The organism is Acidovorax sp. M2(2025), from assembly GCF_049330835.1.
Lineage (GTDB): Bacteria > Pseudomonadota > Gammaproteobacteria > Burkholderiales > Burkholderiaceae_C > Acidovorax.
Window position 1 is genome coordinate 1,658,563 of sequence record NZ_CP186262.1, and the last position, 18,656, is coordinate 1,677,218.

Consider the following 18,656-nt stretch of genomic DNA (forward strand, 5'->3'; position numbering starts at 1 on the left):
GGCGCTTGTCAGAGTGCCATCGCCGGCTTGTTCACCATCAGGTAGAACACGGCCAGCATGGCTGCGAAAGCCGGGTAGCCCAGCGCTTCCCACCACCGCGCGCAGCGGGCATAGGCGGCCGGCAAGGGCTGGCCGGTGCGTGCGGCCTCGGCGGCCATGTCGCGCATGCGCAGCTGCAGCCACACCACTGGCAACCAGCAGGCGCCTGCCAGGGCGTACAGCGCCAGCGACACCGCAATCCAGGGCGTGGACAGGGGCAGGCCCGCGAGGGACGCCATGGCCAGCCCGGTCGCGGGCTGAATGAAAACGGTGGGCGTGGTGAACCACCAGTCCGCCCGCACCACCAGACGCGTGACCACGGCCTGGGCCTGCACGTTGCCGCTGCGGTGTGTGAAGAACATGTAGAACGCCGACCCCAGGCCGGTGCCCACCATCAGCACGCTGGAGAGGATGTGAATCCACTTGAGCATGAAGTACAGGGTCATGGCGGCGGCTCCCGCGTCCGTGGTGATTGCAGCAGCACCCCCAGGATGGCGGCGATCGGCAGGTTCTTGGTCAGCGGCCCGAAAGGGTGGAGCCACCACGCGGGATGGATGAGCGTGGCCAGCAACGTCATGGCGCCCATCAGCGCCAACGCTGCCAGGTAGGCCGGCCGGCCGGGGCGAAAGGCCAGCCAGAGCCCCAGCACGGCATCCGCTCCGGCCCCTGCGAAGATGGCGGCCGTGGGCAGCCATGCCAGGCTACCCGACGTCCACGCGGCCGGAAGGCCCGCCAGCAGCGCGCGGCTTTGGCCGCGCAGCTCCCACACGCTGACGGCCGCCGTGGCGAGCCAGACGAAGACCAGGCTGTAGCGCAAGAGGTTGTGCTGTGCCGGTGTGGTCATGGGGCGGACGCAGCGGCTGGCGTTTCTGCAAGGGGTTCTTCGACCACATCCGTCTGCATGCCCCAGCGTGCGAACTCCGGGGCGAACGCCTCCAGCGGCAGCAGGCCGGTGCTGGTGGTCGCGCCATGGGGCAGGGGCTGCCCTGCGGCCAGCTGGCGGGCCAGCAGGATGGCGGCCATGCACGGGATTTCGGGGCCGTGGTCATGGTCGGCCGCGATGTGCCAGGCGCGGCGCCGCGCGTGCCCCTGGGCATCGGCGCCTGCCACGCGCACGACCATGCCGCCCAGGGGCGTGCCCAGAAAATCCAGCATGCCGCCGGTGCGGTGCATCAGCCAGGCCAGCCGCTCCGGACGGGGCAGCGCCCCCCAGCGGCGCAGCGAGGCGATGGCGGCAAAGGTGCGCTGCGCCAGGCCCACTTCCAGGGCGGCTTGAAAGCGCACCCGGTCGCGCACCTGATAGTGCGTGGGAAAAATCTCCAGGTCGGGGATGTCGCACACCGCTCCCATGCGGGGCCGCAGGCGGAGGAAGTCAACGCGCGTGGGACGGGCCCAGCCCGGCGTGGACTGCCAGCGTCCGCCGTCCCACATGGTGATGTCCGCGCCGCAGTAGCTGAGCACGGCGGCCAGCGTGGCCTCCCCGCGGGGGGCGCGTTGGGCCGGGGCAATGCACAGGTCGATGCTGTCGATGCGCTGCCAGCCGGCGCACAAGTGGTCGACCACCGCCGACGAGAGGGCCGGCACCGTGCTGGCACCGCTGATGGCGGTGCGCCCCGCGGCGGCGAACGCGGCTTGCAGCACGGCCGGGAAATCGCACACAAAGCGGCGGCCATCGGCCAGGTCGATATAGTGCGCGCCCGCTTCGGCCGCGGCCTGGGCCACGCGGTAGGCCTGGGCCTGGAAGGGGCCCGCCGTGTGGATGACTAGCCCCACATTCCAGCGGCGCAGCGTTTGCGCCAGGCCGGGCGCCTGGTGGTCGAGCGCCACGCCCTCGGCTCCGCCCGCCAGCGTGGCGGCGAAGGCCTGCGCACGGGACAGGTCGCGGCCCGCGACGAGCAGGCGAATGGAGTCAGGGGTGGCGGAGCTGCCGGCCAGCGCGCGGCAGATGCGCGCGCCGAAGTTGCCGTAGCCGCCCAGGACAAGGGTGGTGAGAGCCATCGGGGCAGAATCATACGGGGCTGGGCCGGGGCGCCGCCCTTGGTCAGTTGACGATGGCAACGCCCTTGACCTGCGCAAACACCGCCATTCCGGGCGCCAGCCCCAGGGCCTGGGCCGATCGCTGCGTGACGCGCGCCAGCAGCCGCACGGAGCCCAGCTCCAGCGCCACCATCTGCTGGCCCGGGCTGTCGTCGGCCAACTCGGCCACGGTGGCAGGCAGTACGTTGAGAATGCTCGAGCCGGCGGGGGCCGCCAGGGCCAGGCTCACGTCGCGGGCCTGGATGCGCAGGCGCAGCGGCTCGCCCGGCGTGCGCGCGGTGGGGCTCACCAGCAGCAGCGTGCCTCCCGCAAAGCCGACCGTGGTGGTGTGGTCGTGCGCGTCGTGCCGCAGCACCGTGCCTTCGATCACCGTGGCGGCGGCGTCGCCATGGGCCAGGGGCAGGTCCAGGCGGGTAATCAGCGCATGGGTGGGGCCTTGGGCCTGTACGCGGCCGGCCTGCATCAGCACCAGGTGCTCGGCCAGGCGGGCCACTTCGTCCAGCGCGTGGCTTACGTACAGCACGGGGATGTCGAGCGTGCGGTGCAGCCGCTCCAGGTAGGGCAGCACCTCCGCCTTGCGCGCGGCGTCCAGCGCGGCCAGGGGTTCGTCCATCAGCAGCAGGCGCGGGCTGGTGGCCAGGGCGCGGGCGATGGCCACGCGCTGGCGTTCTCCGCCAGACAGCGCGGCGGGCCGGCGGTCCATCAAGGGGCCGATGCCCAGCAGGTCCACCACCTGCTCCAGCGCCACCGTGCGGCGGGCGGCGGGCGTGCGCGCAAGGCCGTAGTGGATGTTGCCGCGCACGCTCAGGTGCTCGAACAGGCTGGCCTCCTGGAACACATAGCCCAGCCCGCGTTCGTGCGTGGGGCGCCACAGGGGCCGGGCGGCGCCGTCGTCCTGCCAGACTTCGCCATTCACCTCCACCCGGCCGGGGCGGGCGCGCAGGAGCCCGGCAATGGCCCGCAGGCAGGTGGTCTTGCCGCAGCCCGACGGGCCGAAAAGGGCGGTGACGCCGCGCCCGGGCAGGCGCAGGTCCACCTCCAGCGTGAAGCCCGGGCGCACCACGTTCAGCTGTGCGTGGATGAAGGGCTGCTGCTGCGTGGGCGTGGATATGGACGTGGGCATCACGGCGTCACCGGTGCGGCCCGGCGGCGCGTGAGGTTCAGCCCCAGCAGCACCACAAAGGAAAAGACCACCATCGCGGCCGCCAGCCCGTGGGCCTGCGCGTACTCCAGCGCCTCCACGTGGTCATAGATCTGTACCGACACCACCCGGGTGACGCCGGGGATGTTGCCGCCCAGCATGAGCACGACGCCAAACTCGCCCACCGTGTGCGCAAAGCTCAGGATGGCGGCCGTGACAAAGCCCGGCCATGCCAGCGGCAGTGCCACCGTGAAAAAGCGGTCCAGCGGCCCCGCGCCCAGGGTGGCCGCGGCCTCCAGCGGGCGCGCGCCCATGGCCTCGAACGCGTGCTGCAGCGGCTGCACGGCAAACGGCAGCGAGTAGATGAGCGAGCCCGCCACCAGGCCCCAGAACGTGAACGGCAGCGTGCCCAGCCCCAGCCATTGCGTGAGCTGCCCCCCCGGCCCTTGCGGCCCCAACGTGATCAGCAGGTAGAACCCGATCACCGTGGGCGGCAGCACCAGCGGCAGCGCCACCAGGGCCGCCACCGCCCCGCGCCAGCGCGAGGGCGTGTGCGCAAGCCACCAGGCCAGCGGCGTGCCCAGAACGAGCAGCAGCACCATGGTGGTGGCCGCCAGGCGCAGCGTGAGGCCGATGGCCGTCAGGTCGGCTCCGGAGAACAGGGGCATGGGGTGAAGGCTGGGGTTGGCCGCCGGCAAACGGGCGCCGGCCTTTTTAGAAACTGTACCCGTACGCCTGAATGATGGCCCGCGCCTTGTCGCTGCGCAGGTAGTTCATCAGGGCGCGGGCCGCCGGCTTGTCCTTGCCCGGCAGCAGCAGCACGGCATCCTGGCGGATGGGGTTGTGCAGGCTGGCCGGCACTTGCCAGGCCGACCCCTTGCCGATCCTGCCGTCCTCCATCACCTGCGACAGCGCCACGAAGCCCAGCGGGGCATTGCCCGTGGCCACGAACTGGAAGGTCTGGGCGATGTTCTCCCCTTGCACGAAGCGCGGCTGCAGCCGGGCGGCAAGGCCCAGCTTGTCGAGCACCTGCGTGGCCGCGAGTCCGTACGGCGCGAGCTTGGGATTGGCCAGGGCCAGGTGCTTGAAATCCCCGGTCTTGAGCACGGCGCCCTGGGCGTCCACATAGCCAGGCTGCGCGCTCCACAGCACCAGCGTGCCAATGGCGTAGGTGAACCGGGTGTTGGGCTCGGCCTGGCCCTCCCGCTCCAGGCGGGCGGGCGTGGTGTCGTCGGCGGACAGCAGCACCTGGAACGGCGCGCCATGGGTGATCTGCGCGTAGAACTTGCCCGTGGCGCCAAAGGAAAGCTCGGCCTTGTGGCCCGTGTCCGCCTCGAAAGCGGCAGCGATCTTCTGCATGGGCGCGGTGAAGTTGGCAGCCACCGCAACCGGCACGGTGTCGGCCTGCGCCGCATGCAGTGCGGCCAGGGGCAGGCCCAGGAGAACGGCAAAGGTGCGGAGAGCGGATGGGAGCATGGCGGTCGAGCGCTAGCGCTATTCATTGTTGGAATAGCGAGAGTATAGACATGCCTCCCCGGCGTTTTCCTGAGCGAACCCTAGGCACCGACCCGGCGCGGGGCTGGCGCTGAAAAGACTTGAACGGGTTCCGAGGCATCATCGGGGCACCATGTCTTCTGCCCCCGTGCCCCTGTCCCTTTCTGCTGCCCTGGGCCATGCGCTCACCGACAAGCGCATCGATATCCTGCGCCACATCGGCGAATGCGGGTCCATCTCGCAGGCCGCCCGCGCCGTGGGCGTGAGCTACAAGGCCGCCTGGCAGGCCGTGGACACGCTCAGCAACCTGGCAGGTGCGCCTCTGGTGGCGCGGGCCGTGGGGGGCGCCGGCGGCGGCGGCGCGCAGCTGACCGAGGCCGGCCGCCAGCTGCTGCAGGCGGCCGGCGCCATGGAGCAAGCGCGCGGCGCGGTGCTGTCGCGCTGGCAGGCCACGCCGCATGCCGGGCCGGCGCTGGCGCGACTGGCGGTGCGCACCAGCATGCGCAACCAATGGCCGTGCGCAGTGCAGCGGCTGGAACTGCTGGGGCCCCTTGCGCGCGTGCATCTGGTGCTGGAGGGAGAGGGCGCTGCAGACGCCAGCCGCCCCGCGCTGGCGGCACGCATCACCCGCGAAAGCGCGGAATTGCTGGGCCTGCAGCCCGGGCTGCCCGTGCAAGCGCTGTGCAAGGCCACGGCCCTGCGGGTGGAGCGCAAGGCCGCGGCCGACGCGGCCGGGGCGCCGGCCGCAGGCACCTTCCGCCTGCCCGGACGTGCCTCGCGGGTGGTTCGCGGGCCGGAGGGGGATGAAGTGGCGGCCACGCTGGCGTGCGGGGTGCATGTGGTGGGCTTTGCGGCGGCGGGGAGTGGCGTGCGGGTGGGAAGTGCGGTGGTGTTGAGTGGTGAGGAGAACGCGGTGGTGCTGGCGCTGGCGGATGGGGGAATGGCTTGATGGGTAGCAGCGGGTTCGACGTTTGGGGAGACTTTTACGAACGAACGAACGAATGAGGCCCGGCTTCGGCAAGCCGAGCCCGAACGGCGGGGGTAGGGCCCCAGCTCCTGCAAGCTGCCATTCGCAAAGCCGCGAAAACGGCTCCGCCACACGCTTCAACGCCCCTTGTACCCCCCCAGCTTGCGGTACACCGTCGCCCGGCTGATCCCCAGCGCCCGGGCCGCCTCTGCCACATTGCCCCGCGCATCCAGCACCGCCTGCCGGATCAGGGCCGCTTCGGTCTCGCGCAGCCGCGGCGCGCCCGGGGGCGGCGGCTGCACCGCTGCGCCGCGCTCGGGCAAACAGGCCTGCCCTTGCAGGCGCAGGCCGGACCACAAGGGCAGGTCCAGCGGGGCCGCCGGGCTGCGCTGGCGGGCCGCGTCGAACAGCTGCGTCCAGGGCAGCGCGATCAGGTCGCTGCAGTGCAGGGCGGGGCCGCCCGGCGGACACAGCGGCTGGGGCAGCAACTGGCGCGCGGCGCTGTTGCCGCCCAGCACGGCGCCGTCGGCGTCCAGCGCGAGCAGGCCGTCGCCCTCGCCACCCAGTGGACTGCCGGGCCAGTTCAGCCGCAGCAGCAGGGCATGGGGGCGCTGCAGCAGCAGGGCATCTTCCATGGCGCGGGCCGAGCGGGCGACCAGGTGGCGCAATTCCGGCCGCTCGGGCACGTCGACACCCGTCAGGTCCAGCATGCCCATGCACCGGCCGTGGGGGTCGAACAAGGGAGCCCCTGCGCAGCTGTAGGCGCCGTTGTCGTCAAAGAAATGCTCGCCCCGGTGCAGCCAGACGGGCTGCAGCTCGGTGAGCGCGGCGCCGATGGCGGTGGTGCCCACGGCGGTTTCCGAGAGATCGATGCCCACGCGGCCGATGGCGCGGGCGCGGGGGTCGTGGCGGTCCAGCGCGCCCTGCACGTCCACCACGGTGCCGTGCGCGTCGGTCAGCAGGGCAAAGTAGCGCATGCCTGCAATGGCGCGGACCAGCTGCGCCAGCACGGGGCGCGCCGCTCGCAGCAGATGGTGGTTCTCGTCCTGGCTGCGGCGCAGCGCCTGGGCGCTGACCAGGTCGAACACCACGCGCTGCGTGGGCTGCAGGCCGCGGGCCAGGCAGCGTTGCCACGAGCGGGCGATCCACGGGTCGATCTCGGCATGCGCTGGCAGCGAGCCCTGGCGCAGCAGTGCGTAGCGGGCCTGGGCGATGCGGCCGGGCCGGTCGGCCAGGCTGTCGGCGGGAAGGGCGGCACGGTGCATGGGGTGGGCTCGGTCCAGCGGTGAACGGGCTGCAGGCGGGCGGAGCCTTGCAGGGGCCGTGGGAAGGGAGCCATGGTGCACCGGTGTGCGGCGCAACATGTTTCATTTTGAGAATATCCACGGCGCAGCCCGGGGGTTTCAGGGTTGTCCCTAGGAACCGGCCCCGGCGGCGGGCACAAGATGCGCAGGCCAATCCAGCCAACCCACACAGGAGACAGCCAGATGCAAGTCCAGTTCACGGTCAACGGGCGCGCGGCCAGTGTTGACGTACCTCCCAACACCCTGCTGGTCCATGCGCTGCGAGAGCACCTCGCGCTCACCGGCACCCATGTGGGCTGCGACACCAGCCAGTGCGGCGCCTGCACGGTGCATGTGAACGGGCGGGCGGTGAAGTCGTGCTCCATGCTGGCGGCCCAGGCGCAGGGCGCCGACATCGTCACCATCGAGGGCCTGGCCGCGGCGGACGGCACCATGCACCCCATGCAGGCCGCTTTCAAGGCGTGCCACGGCCTGCAGTGCGGCTTCTGCACCCCCGGCATGGTGATGAGCGCCGTGGACCTGTGCAAGAGCCACCCAGAGGCCAGCGAGGGTGAGATCCGCGAACTGCTCGAAGGCAACATCTGCCGCTGCACGGGCTACCAGAACATCGTGCGCGCCGTGCAGGTGGGTCAAAAAGCGATGGCATCGGCCTGAGCAGGAAAAAGGAGAAACGACCATGGGTGCATCCGACTTTTCCAAGCTGCCGCACATCGGCGAGCCGCTCCAGCGCAAGGAAGACTATCGCTTCCTCACCGGCGCGGGCCAGTACACCGACGACGTGGTGCTGGCCGCGCAAAGCCATGCCGTGTTCGTGCGTTCGCCGCACGCACACGCCAAGATCAACCGCATCAACACCGATGCCGCCAAGGCCGCGCCGGGTGTGCTGGGCGTGTTCACCGGTGCCGATGTGGCGGCCGACAACATCAACGGCCTGCCCTGCGGCTGGCTGATCACCAGCACCGACGGCCAGCCCATGAAGGAGCCGCCGCACCCCATCCTGGCGCAGGGCAAGGTGCGCTACGTGGGCGACCATGTGGCCATGGTGGTGGCCCTCACGCAGCAGCAGGCGCGCGACGCGGCCGAGCTGGTGGAGGTGGACTACGACGTGCTGCCCGCCGTCGTCAGCGTGGCCGATGCGGCGGCCGGCAGCGTGGCCGGCGCCGCGCTGCACGATATCGCGCCCGACAACCATTGCTACAAGTGGGCCATTGGCGACAAGGGCGCGGTGGATGCGGCCTTTGCCAGCGCCGCGCATGTGACGAAGCTCGACCTGGTCAACAACCGCCTGATCCCCAACGCCATGGAGCCGCGCGCGGCCATCGGCAGCTACAACCGGGCCAGCGACGAGTACACGCTGTACGTCAGCAACCAGAACCCGCACGTGGAGCGCCTCTTGATGACCGCCTTCGTGCTGGGCCTGCCCGAGCACAAGGTGCGCGTGATCGCACCCGACGTGGGCGGCGGCTTCGGCTCCAAGATCTTCCTGTACGCCGAGGACGTGTGCCTGACCTGGGCCGCGAAGAAGCTCAACCGCAACATCAAGTGGGTGGCCGACCGCAGCGAGGCGTTCTTGAGCGACGCGCACGGCCGCGACCACGTGAGCCATGCCGAGATGGCCATGGACAAGGATGGCAAGTTCCTGGCCCTGCGCGTGCACACCGACGCCAACCTGGGCGCCTACCTCTCCACCTTTTCCACGGCCGTGCCCACCATCCTGTACGCCACGTTGCTGGCGGGCCAGTACAGCACGCCGCAGGTGTATGTGGAGGTGGACGCCTGGTTCACCAACACCGCGCCGGTCGATGCCTACCGTGGCGCCGGGCGGCCCGAGGCCACCTACCTGCTGGAGCGGCTGGTGTCGCGCTGCGGGTGGGAGCTGGGCCTGGGCCAGGACGAGATCCGCAAGCGCAACTTCATCACCAGCTGGCCGTACCAGACGCCCGTGGCGCTGCAGTACGACGTGGGCGACTACCACGCCTGCATGACGCAAGCGCAGCAGCTGGCGGATGTGGCGGGCTTTGCCGCACGCAAGGCGGCCAGCGAGGCCAAGGGGTTGAAACGGGGCATTGGCTACAGCAGCTACATCGAGGCCTGCGGCATTGCGCCATCCAACATTGCCGGCGCCCTGGGCGCGCGCGCCGGCCTGTTCGAGTGCGGCGAAGTACGGGTGCACCCCACGGGCAGCGTGACGGTGTTTACCGGCTCGCACAGCCACGGCCAGGGGCACGAGACCACGTTCGCGCAGGTGGTGGCCGCTCGTCTGGGTATTCCGGTGGAAAACGTGGACATCGTGCACGGCGACACGGGCCGCGTGCCCTTCGGCATGGGCACGTATGGCTCGCGCTCCATCAGCGTGGGCGGCGCGGCCATCATGAAGGCGCTGGACAAGATCGAGGCCAAGGCCAAGAAGATCGCCGCGCACCTGATGGAGGCGAGCGACGCCGACATCGACTTCGCGGGGGGCGAGTTCACCGTGCGCGGCACCGACAAGAAGATCCCCTTCGGCCAGGTGGCGCTCACGGCCTACGTGCCGCACAACTACCCGCTGGACAAGCTGGAGCCGGGTCTGAACGAGACGGCCTTCTATGACCCGACCAACTTCACCTTCCCCGCAGGCACCTACATCTGCGAGGTGGAAGTGGACCCGGCCACGGGCAGCACGCGCGTCGACAAGTTCACGGCCGTGGACGACTTCGGCACCATCATCAACCCCATGATCGTGGAGGGCCAAGTGCACGGCGGCTTGGTGCAGGGCATCGGCCAGGCGCTGCTGGAAAACTGTGTGTACGACCGCGAGACCGGCCAGCTGCTCACCGGCAGCTTCATGGACTACGCCATGCCGCGCGCGGACGACTTCCCCGAGTTCAAGCTGGGCCATGTGTGCACGCCCTGCACCCACAACCCGCTGGGGACCAAGGGCTGCGGCGAGGCGGGGGCGATTGGCTCGCCCCCGGCGGTGATCAACGCCGTGCTGGACGCGCTGCGCCCGCTGGGCGTGAAGGACTTCGACATGCCCGCGTCGCCGCACCGCGTGTGGGAAGCGATTCAAAACGCCAAGGCCTAAGGAAGGAGACAGACCATGTACGCATTCACCTTTGAAGCGCCATCCTCCACCGCCGCGGCCGCGCAGCTCATTGCCCAGGGCGGCAAGCTTCTGGCGGGCGGGCAGAGCCTGCTGCCCTCCATGCGCCTGCGCCTGGCCAACCCCGAGAAGATCGTGGACCTGAACGGCGTGGCCGAACTGGCGGGCATCCGCCGCGAAGGCAATGCCCTCGTCATCGGCGCCATGACGCGCCACATGGACGTGGCCAGCAGCGCCGACGTGAAGGCCGCCATCCCCGCCCTGGCCGACCTGGCCGCGCACATTGGCGACCGCCAGGTGCGCGCCCGTGGCACGCTGGGCGGGTCGGTGGCCAACAACGACCCTGCGGCCTGCTACCCGAGCGCCGTGCTGGGCCTGGGCGCCACGGTGGTCACCAACCGGCGCGAGATCGCGGCCGACGATTTCTTCGTGGGCATGTACACCACGGCGCTGGAAGAGGGCGAGATCATCACCGCCATCCGCTTCCCCATCCCGAAACGTGCGGCCTACATGAAGTTCAAGCAGCCTGCGTCGCGCTTCTCGCTGGTCGGCGTGTTCGTGGCACAGACGGACAGCGGCGTGCGCGTCGCCATCACGGGCGCTGCCAGCTGCGTGTTCCGGCATGCGGGGCTGGAGGCGGCACTGAACCAGAGTTTCACGCCGCAGTCCGCAGCCGGCGTGAAGATCGATGCGAGCGACCTGAACACCGATATCCACGCCAGCGCCGCCTATCGCGCGAACCTGATCAGCGTGCAGACGCAGCGGGCGGTGGAGAAGATGCTCGGCGCTTCATAGCCTCGCAGTCGTGGGTCGGGTTGGCCTGACCTACGACTTTTGAATCAAATTGGCCTCTAGCGCTTACCCAATAAGCGCGGGCAGCTATTAGAAGAGTAGCAATGAACTCTCCCGCCTCCGTCGACACCCTGCTGCAGGCCCTGCAAACCGTGGGCTACTTTGCCGACCGGCGGCTGGCCACGGCGGTGTTTCTGGCGCTGCAGCTGCAGCGGCCTCTGCTGCTGGAGGGTGAGCCCGGTGTGGGCAAGACGGCGTTGGCGCGGGCGCTCAGCCAGGTGCTCAGCCGGGGCCTGATCCGCCTGCAGTGCTACGACGGCCTGGAGCAGCGCGAGGCGCTTTACGAGTGGAACTACGCCGCCCAGCTGCTGCACATGAGAGCTGCCGAAGGCCAAGGCACCGCCGACATGGCGCAGGTGGAGCGCGAGGTGTACCAGGACCGCTACCTCATCCGCCGCCCGCTGCTGCAGGCCCTGCAGGCCCCGGCGCCCGGCGCGGTGCTGCTCATCGACGAGGTGGACCGCGCCGACGAGCCCTTTGAGGCCTTCCTGCTCGAATACCTGGGCGAGTACCAGGTGAGCATTCCCGAGATCGGCACCGTGCGCGCCCAGGCCACGCCGGCGACCTTGCTCACCAGCAACCGCACGCGCGACCTGCACGACGCCGTCAAGCGCCGCTGCCTGTACCACTGGCTCGACTACCCGGACCGCGACCGCGAGCTGGCCATCGTGCGCGCCCAGGTGCCGGGCGCCAGCGCGGCGCTGGCGCAGCAGGTGGCTGACTTCGTGAGCCGCCTGCGCAGCCAGCCCTTTTCCAACGCCTTCCAGCGCGCGCCGGGCATTGCCGAGAGCGTGGAATGGGCCAAGGCCCTGGTGGCGCTGGACACCATCGTGGTGGACCCGGAGGTGGTGTCCGATACGGCGGGCATTCTGTTCAAGCAGCGCGAGGACGTGGCCGCGCTCACGCGCGACATGGCGGCGCAGCTCTTGCAGCCAGCCGATGCGTAGACGGACGTGAGGCCGCAGCCATGGCAGCAGGCGCAACGATCTCCCAACTCGGCGACGCGCGCACCGGCAAGCTCGCCGACAACCTCACCGGCTTTGGCCGCGCCCTGCGCCGCACCGGGGTGCGCGTGGACGCCGCGCGCATGGCCCTGGCCCAGCAGGCCGTCATGCTGGCAGGCTTGGCGCGCGAGGACTTCAGCGCTGCGCTGGAGGCCGTGCTGGTGAGCCGCGAGCAGGACCGCCCGGTCTTCCGCGAACTGTTCGACGCCTACTTCCGGAACCCCGACATCGCGCAGAAGCTGCTGGCCCAGATGCTGCCCAGCGCCGAGGCCAAGGCCGAGCCCGCCAAGCGCCGCCCCCGCGTGAGCGAGGCCCTGGCCCCGCTGCGGGCTGCGCGCAATGCGCCGCCTGCGCGCGAGGATGACAAGATCGACTTCGACGCCGCCATGACGGCCAGCGACCGCCAGCGCCTGCACCATGCGGACTTCAACCAGCTCTCGGCCAGCGAATACCAGCTCGTGGAGCGCCTGGCCCGCGACATCGCGCTGCCCTTGCCGCACTACGCCGCCCGCCGCACCCGGCCCGGCGTGCGCGGCAGCCGGCCGCACTGGCCGGGCGCACTGCAGCAGGCGGCGCGCACCGGCGGCGAGGTGCTGGCCCTGCCGCGCCTGCAGCGCCGCCAGCAGCCGTTGCCCCTGCTGGTGCTGGTGGATGTGTCGGGCTCCATGGAGCGGTACGCGCGCCTGCTGCTGGCCTTCATGCATGCCGCCACGGCGCCGCGCCACGCGGGGCCGGGGCTGCGGCGCGACGTGTTCGCGTTCGGCACGGGCCTCACCGACCTCACGCCCGCCTTCCGCCTGGCCGACACCGACGCCATGCTGCAAGTGGCCAGCCACGCCATCAGCGACTTTGCTGGCGGCACCCGCATGGGCGACAGCCTGGCCGCACTGCGCCAGCAGCACTCCCGGCGCTTGATGGGACGGCGCACGCTGGTGCTGCTGATCAGCGACGGGCTGGACACGGGTGCGCCCGCGCTGCTGGAGCGCGAGTTGGCCTGGCTGCGCCGGCACACGCGGCGGCTGCTGTGGCTCAACCCCTTGCTGCGCTACGAAGGCTATGCGCCCACGGCCCGCGGCGCCGCGGCGCTGCACCGCCATGCGCACGGCATGCTCGCCGTGCACAACCTGAGCCGGCTGCAGGATTTGGCGGGCAGTTTGGCCACGCTGCTGCGGCAGTGATAGACCGGACACAGACGGATGCAGTGCCCCGTGCATGCCACCCCGACCGTTCACGCTGAGCCTGTCGAAGCGCCGCGCAGTGCTTCGACAGGCTCAGCACGAACCGCTGGGGGTGGGCACTGAGGGGGCACAGAACGACACAGCAAAGCAAAAGAGGAACTCACCATGGAAATGCAAGCCAGCCGCACCCTTGCCGTGACCCAGCAGCAGGCCTGGGATGCCCTCAACGACCCCGAAGTGCTCAAGCTGTGCATCCCCGGATGCGACAAGGTCGAGCCCACGGGCGAGCACCAGTACAGCGTGGCCATGGCGCTCAAGATCGGGCCGGTGTCGGCCAAGTTCGCGGGCAAGATCACGTTGTCGGACATCGTGCCGCCCGAGAGCTACACCATTGCTTTCGACGGCTCGGGCGGCGTGGCCGGCTTTGGCAAGGGCAGTGCGCAAGTCAAGCTGGTGCCGCTGCCGGCCGACGGCACCGGGCTGGAAAGCTGCGAGCTGCACTACACCGTGCACGCCACCGTGGGCGGCAAGATCGCCCAGCTGGGCCAGCGTCTGATCGATGGCGCGGCCAAGGGCATGGCCGAGGATTTCTTCAAGCGCTTTGACGAGGAGATGCAGCGCCGCTACCCGCGCCCGGAGGCAACCGCCGCAGTGCCGGGGATGGCGGAGTCTGAGCAAGCGGGCGGCGCACCGGGGGGCGCCGTGCCTGCCGGTCCTGGCAGCAGTGCGTTGTCCGCGTCGGCCGAGGCGCAAATTCCTGACGGTGGCATCCCGGTATGGGTGTGGGTGGCCGGCGCTGTCGCACTGATCCTGCTAGCGTGGTGGCTGAACTGAGGTGCACCCCCTCTCTCGCTCCGCTGCGCGGGAAGGAGGGCGCCGCCAGCGCGGCGAGGCGGCCCTTGCGCGGCGGCAGTATCAGGCGGTGCGGCCGGAACGGAAAGATGACCAGAGAACGGCGTCAAGCAGCTTTAGCGGGTGGATGAAACGATGGAAAACCTCGATGTGATGGTGTTGCGCACGCTGCAGGGCTGGCGGGCGGCGGGGCGGCGGGCGCTCTTGGCCACGGTGGTGCGCACGTGGGGGTCGTCGCCGCGTCCGGTGGGGTCCATCATGGCGCTGTGCGAGGACGGTTCCGTGGTGGGCTCGGTGTCCGGCGGGTGCATCGAGGACGACCTGATCGACCGTCACACGCGCGCCTATGCGCAGGAGCGGGCGGGTGCCACGGGGCACGACCACCGCATTCCCAGCGGGCCGCCGTCCTTCGTGAAATACGGCGTCACGGCCGACGAGGCCCACCGCTTCGGCCTGCCCTGCGGCGGCACGCTGGAGCTGCTGCTGGAATACGACCCCGACCCCGCCAGCCTGGCCGCGCTGATTGCCGACCTGCAGGCCGGTCGCCTGGTGCAGCGCACCGTGCGCCTGACCGACGGCTCCGCGACCCTGCAGCCCGCCGCCGCGCCGGCCGAGCTGGCGGTGGATGCCGTGCAGCTCACCAACACCTTTGGCCCCGAATACCGGATGCTGCTCATCGGCGCCGGTCAGCTGGCCGAGTACCTGGCCACCATGGCCTTGTTCAGCGGCTTTGCCGTCACGGTGTGCGACCCGCGCGAGGAATACCGCGGTGCGTGGAACGTGCCCGGCGCCACGGTGGTCAGCGACATGCCCGACGACGTGGTGCGCGCCTTCCGCCCCGACCGGCGCACCTGCGTGGTGGCCCTCACGCACGATCCCAAGCTGGACGACCTGGCGCTGCTGGAGGCGCTGGAAACAGACGCCTTTTACGTGGGAGGCATCGGCTCGCGGCGCAACAACGAGGCGCGCCGCGCCCGCATGATCGAGCACTTCGACCAGACCGAGGCGGGCCTGGCGCGCCTGCGCGGGCCGATTGGCATCTACATCGGCAGCAAGACGCCGCCCGAGATCGCGGTGAGCGTGATGGCCGAGATCCTGGCCGTGAAGAACGGCGTCACGTTGCCCCGCGACATGGCGGTGGCCCAGGCCAAGAACGAGCGCGAGCTGGCGCACAACGACCCCGGGACCTTGGTGTGCGGGGTGCGCTGAGCCGCACGGGCGGCCGGGCTCACGGGGAGCCTCAGGCGCCCATCACCACCGGCCCGCCCTTCGCAATGCCGCGCTGGTACGCCGGGCGGGCCTGCATGCGCTGCAGGTAGGCCTGCAGGTGGGGGCAACTGGCGGCCCGGCTGGTGCGCGAGGCGGCGGCCTCCACCGCAAAGCTCATCTGGAAGTCCGCCATCGTCAGGTGCTCGCCCGCGAACCAGGTGTGCTGGGCCAGGTGCTGCTCCATGAATTCCAGCGCGGTGTTCACGTTCGGGTCGATGACCTTGTCCTGCACCTTGCCGCACAGGGCCTTGGCAATGGGCTTCACGAAGAAGGGCATGGGCTGGGTGGGGATGGTCATGAACACCAGCTTCATCACCAGCCAGTTCATGAGCGAGCCCTCGGCGTAGTGCATCCAGAAGCGGCACTGCCGGTATTCAGGCGTGCCGCGCACGGGCTGCAGGTGGGCCAGGTCGCCGCCCGCCTGCGCGCCGTAGGTCTCCACCAGGTATTCGATGATGGCGCCCGACTCGGCAATGACCAGGCCGTTGTCGGTGATGACGGGCGACTTGCCCAGCGGGTGGACCTTCTTCAGCTCGGGCGGGGCCAGCTTGGTGGCCTTGTCGCGCGGGTAGATCTTGAGTTCGTAGGACACGCCCAGTTCCTCCAGCAGCCAGAGGACACGTTGCGAGCGCGAGGTTTCGAGGTGGTGGACGGTGATCATGGCGGCTATTGGAACAGCAGCCGTCCATCCGCTGCAACGGGCGCGCGGTGCTTGCGCGCAGCAAAAAGCCCTCTTGCGAGGGCTGTTTTGCGGGAGTGTCCGCGGGCCGACAGTCGCCAAGCCCGGGGCTCGGCGATCAGCCGCCCTTCTTGGAGCGCTTGCCGGGGTTCTTCTTGCTGCGCGTGGCCACGCCGCGCTCCAGGCTCACGCGCTGGCCGCGGCCAGGGGTGCGCAGGGTGTAGCCGGGCAGGGGCTGGGGTTGGGGAGTGCGCTTGCGGTCTGCTTCGGTGACGATCTTGTTGCCCATGGTAGGTCTCAGAGAAAGTGGAGAAAAAGGAGGATATTAGGCCACAGCCGGGCGAAGGGTCTTTTTGTGCAGGCTTCAGGCCGCCCGCGCAGCCTGCGCACCGGGGCCTGGATCGGTGGACAGCGCCTGCGCGCCATGCTGCGGCAGCACCAGGCCGCGCTCGGCATCTTCGAGGGCGCGGGTGCGGATGACGGGCGCCTGTGCGCGCACGCCGCCAAAGATGGTGGCAAACGCCACGTCGGCGGCGTCGCGGCCCGTGCTGAAGCGCATCAGCCCCATGGGGATGGCGGTGCCGGAGGGGTCGAACAGGTACCACCGGCCGCCCACGTACACCTCCACGTAGGCGTGAAAGTCGGGCGGCCCCAGGGCCGGGTCGGCGCCGTAGTCCGTGCCGGTGGTGAAACGGGCCGGAATGTTTACCGCCCGGCACAGCGCGATCATCAGGTGGGCGAAGTCGCGGCACACCCCCACCTGCTCGATCAGCGTGTCCACGGCGGCCGTGTTGACGTTGGAGGTGTTGGACGTGAACGCCACCTGTCGCCGCACCCAGTCGCAAATGGCCTGTACCCGGCCATACCCCTGCGGCAAGGCGCCGAACGCGTTGGTGGCCAGGCGCAGCAGGCGGTCGGACTGGCAGTAGCGGCTGGGGTAGATGTAGCCCAGCACCTCGTGCGGCAGGTGGCGTACGGGCACCTCGGCCAGCACGGCCGGGTCGCTGCGGTGGTGCGTGATGTCCACAGTGGCGCAGTACGAAAGTTCCAGCGTGCCCGGCTTGCCATGCAGCCGCAGCGTGCGGTTGCGCGTGGCGGGGTCGGTGTGAAGCTCGGTCGCGATGTCCTGGTTCAAGACCAGCCGTTCGGCCAGGACGGTCTGGCAGGCCGTCTGGGCCGCATGGATGTTGAACACGAAGTCCGCGCCCTGGGTGTCAACGATGTCATAGGCCAGGTCGATCTGGACCTCCATGCGCACGCGGGGCTGCCAGGGCGGCGCGGCCTCGGGGCACACGCGGCGTGGCGTGGCGGGTCCGGCGGGCACTTCCGGGAAGGCGGCAAAGGTTTCGTGCATGGGGGGCGGTCCTGTCCTGGGCGCGCGGGCTCCAGGGGAGCTGGCGGCTCTTTTCGAGGATAGGCGGCCCCCGGTGCGGGCGATGTAGGCGGACCGCCCGTGGCAACGCCAGCGCGGCGATCGGTGCCGTGGCGGGCTATTCGATGCCGAAGGCGTCGCGCAGCGCGGCGCAAAAATCCGCCCCGCCGGTGAGCGTCACGGCAAGGGTGGTGCGGGGCGGAGCCGGTGTGCCCGGGGACGTGTGCAGTTGGCCCGCGGCGGCGTCGAACTCCAGCGCCAGCGGCGTGCTCACCTCCTGCGCGCCCTGCAGGTCGTAGTGCCACAGGTGGCCTTCGTCCAGCGGGCCGCAGGCGCCGGGCCAGTGCTGGTGCGCCCAGGCCAGCACGGCCGCAATCTCGGCGTGCAGCGCCGCCACCTGCGCAGGGGCCACGCTGGCCATGGCGTCGAAGGTGCCGGTGCCATCGGCATCTTCGCTGTAGTCGAAATCCAGGTAGTTCAGGGTCATGGGCAGGGCCGTCCAGCGAGGGATGGCGATGGTAGACGCTTCTTGCAGGCCCCGGCCCCCGAAGATCGCTACCGGTTCCTATCCCCAGGTCCGGGCCAGCGCCTGGGCGGCGTCGCCCAGGCGCTGTACCTGCTGCAGCGCCTGGACCAGCGGCATGCGGGCCGCCGGCGCCTGCAGGGCCACGGCGCACTGCACCTGCCGCGGCCCGCCCACCGGCACGGGGACGGCCACGCAGACCAGGCCCTCGACGAACTCCTCTGCGTCGGTGGCAAAGCCCTGCCGCCGGATTTGCTCCAGCTCGGCCTCCAGGGCTGCACGGTCCGTCAGCGTGGTGGCGGTGTGGCGCGTCAGCGGCAGGCTGCCCAGCAGGGCGGCGCGGCGCGCGGGCGGCAGGTGGGCCAGAAACAGCTTGCCACTGGCCGAGCAGTGGATGGGCACGCGGGTGCCGGGGCGCAGCTCCAGCCGCAGCGGAAAGGCCGATTCCACCCGGTCCAGGTAGATCACCTCGGCCCCGCTGAGCGCGGTGAGGTTGCAGCTTTCGCCAATGTCGGCCACCAGCTGGCGCAGCACGGCGTGGCGCACGCTCTGCTGTGTGCCCGCGCTCAGGGCGCTTTCGGACAGCCGCAGCAGGCGGGGCGCGGGCGTGTAGCGGCGCCCGCCCGGCTCGCGCGCCAGCAGGCCGCCGGCTTCGAGCTGGGCCAGCATGCGGTGCACGCTGGGCTTGGGCCAGCCCGTGGCCTCCACAGCGTCGGCCAGCCCGAGGGGCCGGCCCGCGTTGCACAGCACTTCCAGCAGGTCAAACAGCCGCAGGCTGGGCGGGGTGGGCGGTGGGTTCATCGATTATTCCGGAATTCGAGACGAATTCATAAATCATTTCGAGATTATTGAAGGTCGTGGCT

20 protein-coding genes are annotated in these 18,656 nt (G+C 70.4%); 8 read left to right on the top strand and 12 right to left on the bottom strand.

Features of this window, described 5'->3' with window-relative positions:
* Positions 1-8 precede the first annotated feature (8 nt).
* From ACOYR3_RS07610 to modA, 6 genes are read right to left on the bottom strand one after another with little or no spacing between them, the layout of a single operon-like run.
* Positions 9-485 carry a DUF2269 family protein gene (locus ACOYR3_RS07610; RefSeq protein ID WP_422845848.1) on the bottom strand — a complete coding sequence of 159 codons (477 nt, stop codon included), beginning with the start codon at positions 483-485 and terminating at the stop codon, positions 9-11.
* Positions 482-883, bottom strand: coding sequence for a DoxX-like family protein (locus tag ACOYR3_RS07615; protein ID WP_422845849.1), 402 nt, complete (start codon positions 881-883; stop codon positions 482-484). Before ACOYR3_RS07615 ends, ACOYR3_RS07610 begins: the two co-directional genes overlap by 4 nt.
* Positions 880-2,037 carry a saccharopine dehydrogenase family protein gene (locus ACOYR3_RS07620; RefSeq protein WP_422845850.1) on the bottom strand — a complete coding sequence of 386 codons (1,158 nt, stop codon included), beginning with the start codon at positions 2,035-2,037 and terminating at the stop codon, positions 880-882. Before ACOYR3_RS07620 ends, ACOYR3_RS07615 begins: the two co-directional genes overlap by 4 nt.
* A gap of 43 nt (positions 2,038-2,080) precedes the next feature.
* Positions 2,081-3,199 carry a molybdenum ABC transporter ATP-binding protein gene (modC, locus tag ACOYR3_RS07625; RefSeq protein ID WP_422845851.1) on the bottom strand — a complete coding sequence of 373 codons (1,119 nt, stop codon included), beginning with the start codon at positions 3,197-3,199 and terminating at the stop codon, positions 2,081-2,083.
* Complete coding sequence (modB, locus tag ACOYR3_RS07630; protein WP_422845852.1) at positions 3,199-3,885, bottom strand: molybdate ABC transporter permease subunit; 687 nt, start codon at positions 3,883-3,885, stop codon at positions 3,199-3,201. The genes modC and modB overlap by 1 nt, the downstream gene beginning before the upstream one ends.
* 46 nt (positions 3,886-3,931) lie before the next feature.
* Positions 3,932-4,693 (bottom strand): molybdate ABC transporter substrate-binding protein, encoded by a 762-nt coding sequence (gene modA, locus ACOYR3_RS07635; RefSeq protein ID WP_422845853.1) that lies wholly within the window; start codon positions 4,691-4,693, stop codon positions 3,932-3,934.
* 151 nt (positions 4,694-4,844) lie between these two features.
* Between modA and ACOYR3_RS07640 the strand changes: the two genes are divergently transcribed.
* Positions 4,845-5,660: a molybdenum-dependent transcriptional regulator gene (locus ACOYR3_RS07640; RefSeq protein ID WP_422845854.1), complete on the top strand. Its 816-nt coding sequence runs from the start codon at positions 4,845-4,847 to the stop codon at positions 5,658-5,660.
* A 155-nt stretch (positions 5,661-5,815) separates the two neighbouring features.
* Here the strand turns inward: ACOYR3_RS07640 and ACOYR3_RS07645 are convergent, their stop codons facing one another.
* Positions 5,816-6,943 carry a sigma-54-dependent Fis family transcriptional regulator gene (locus ACOYR3_RS07645; RefSeq protein WP_422845855.1) on the bottom strand — a complete coding sequence of 376 codons (1,128 nt, stop codon included), beginning with the start codon at positions 6,941-6,943 and terminating at the stop codon, positions 5,816-5,818.
* Positions 6,944-7,165: 222 nt separating this feature from the next.
* Here ACOYR3_RS07645 and ACOYR3_RS07650 point away from each other — a divergent pair, with 222 nt between their 5' ends.
* The 7 genes from ACOYR3_RS07650 (at position 7,166) to ACOYR3_RS07680 (ending at position 15,159) form a co-directional block, all read left to right on the top strand.
* Positions 7,166-7,636 (top strand): (2Fe-2S)-binding protein, encoded by a 471-nt coding sequence (locus tag ACOYR3_RS07650; protein ID WP_422845856.1) that lies wholly within the window; start codon positions 7,166-7,168, stop codon positions 7,634-7,636.
* 22 nt (positions 7,637-7,658) lie between these two features.
* On the top strand, positions 7,659-10,046 hold the full coding sequence (locus ACOYR3_RS07655) for a xanthine dehydrogenase family protein molybdopterin-binding subunit (RefSeq protein WP_422845857.1): 2,388 nt from the start codon (positions 7,659-7,661) through the stop codon (positions 10,044-10,046).
* A 15-nt stretch (positions 10,047-10,061) separates the two neighbouring features.
* Entirely contained in the window at positions 10,062-10,859 is a 798-nt protein-coding gene (locus ACOYR3_RS07660; protein ID WP_422845858.1) for an FAD binding domain-containing protein, read from the top strand.
* Positions 10,860-10,960: 101 nt separating this feature from the next.
* Positions 10,961-11,863, top strand: a complete 903-nt coding sequence (locus ACOYR3_RS07665; protein ID WP_422845859.1) for an AAA family ATPase — start codon at positions 10,961-10,963, stop codon at positions 11,861-11,863.
* Between the two features lie 20 nt (positions 11,864-11,883).
* On the top strand, positions 11,884-13,098 hold the full coding sequence (locus tag ACOYR3_RS07670) for a vWA domain-containing protein (RefSeq protein WP_422845860.1): 1,215 nt from the start codon (positions 11,884-11,886) through the stop codon (positions 13,096-13,098).
* Positions 13,099-13,263: 165 nt separating this feature from the next.
* A complete protein-coding gene (locus tag ACOYR3_RS07675) occupies positions 13,264-13,932 on the top strand; it encodes a CoxG family protein (RefSeq protein ID WP_422845861.1) in 669 nt (222 codons plus the stop codon).
* Between the two features lie 153 nt (positions 13,933-14,085).
* On the top strand, positions 14,086-15,159 hold the full coding sequence (locus ACOYR3_RS07680; protein WP_422845862.1) for an XdhC family protein: 1,074 nt from the start codon (positions 14,086-14,088) through the stop codon (positions 15,157-15,159).
* 31 nt (positions 15,160-15,190) lie between these two features.
* Here ACOYR3_RS07680 and ACOYR3_RS07685 read toward each other — a convergent pair whose 3' ends face one another.
* The 5 genes from ACOYR3_RS07685 to ACOYR3_RS07705 all read right to left on the bottom strand — a co-directional run bounded on the left by ACOYR3_RS07685 (position 15,191) and on the right by ACOYR3_RS07705 (position 18,594).
* Complete coding sequence (locus ACOYR3_RS07685) at positions 15,191-15,880, bottom strand: glutathione S-transferase family protein (RefSeq protein ID WP_422845863.1); 690 nt, start codon at positions 15,878-15,880, stop codon at positions 15,191-15,193.
* Positions 15,881-16,016: 136 nt separating this feature from the next.
* Positions 16,017-16,187 carry a hypothetical protein gene (locus ACOYR3_RS07690; RefSeq protein WP_174240364.1) on the bottom strand — a complete coding sequence of 57 codons (171 nt, stop codon included), beginning with the start codon at positions 16,185-16,187 and terminating at the stop codon, positions 16,017-16,019.
* Between the two features lie 75 nt (positions 16,188-16,262).
* The gene (locus tag ACOYR3_RS07695) at positions 16,263-17,150 is read right to left on the bottom strand and encodes a transglutaminase-like domain-containing protein (protein ID WP_422846548.1); all 888 of its coding nucleotides are present in this window, start codon (positions 17,148-17,150) and stop codon (positions 16,263-16,265) included.
* A 238-nt stretch (positions 17,151-17,388) separates the two neighbouring features.
* Positions 17,389-17,757: a hypothetical protein gene (locus ACOYR3_RS07700; protein ID WP_422845864.1), complete on the bottom strand. Its 369-nt coding sequence runs from the start codon at positions 17,755-17,757 to the stop codon at positions 17,389-17,391.
* A 78-nt stretch (positions 17,758-17,835) separates the two neighbouring features.
* A complete protein-coding gene (locus ACOYR3_RS07705) occupies positions 17,836-18,594 on the bottom strand; it encodes an IclR family transcriptional regulator (protein ID WP_422845865.1) in 759 nt (252 codons plus the stop codon).
* Positions 18,595-18,656 lie beyond the last annotated feature (62 nt).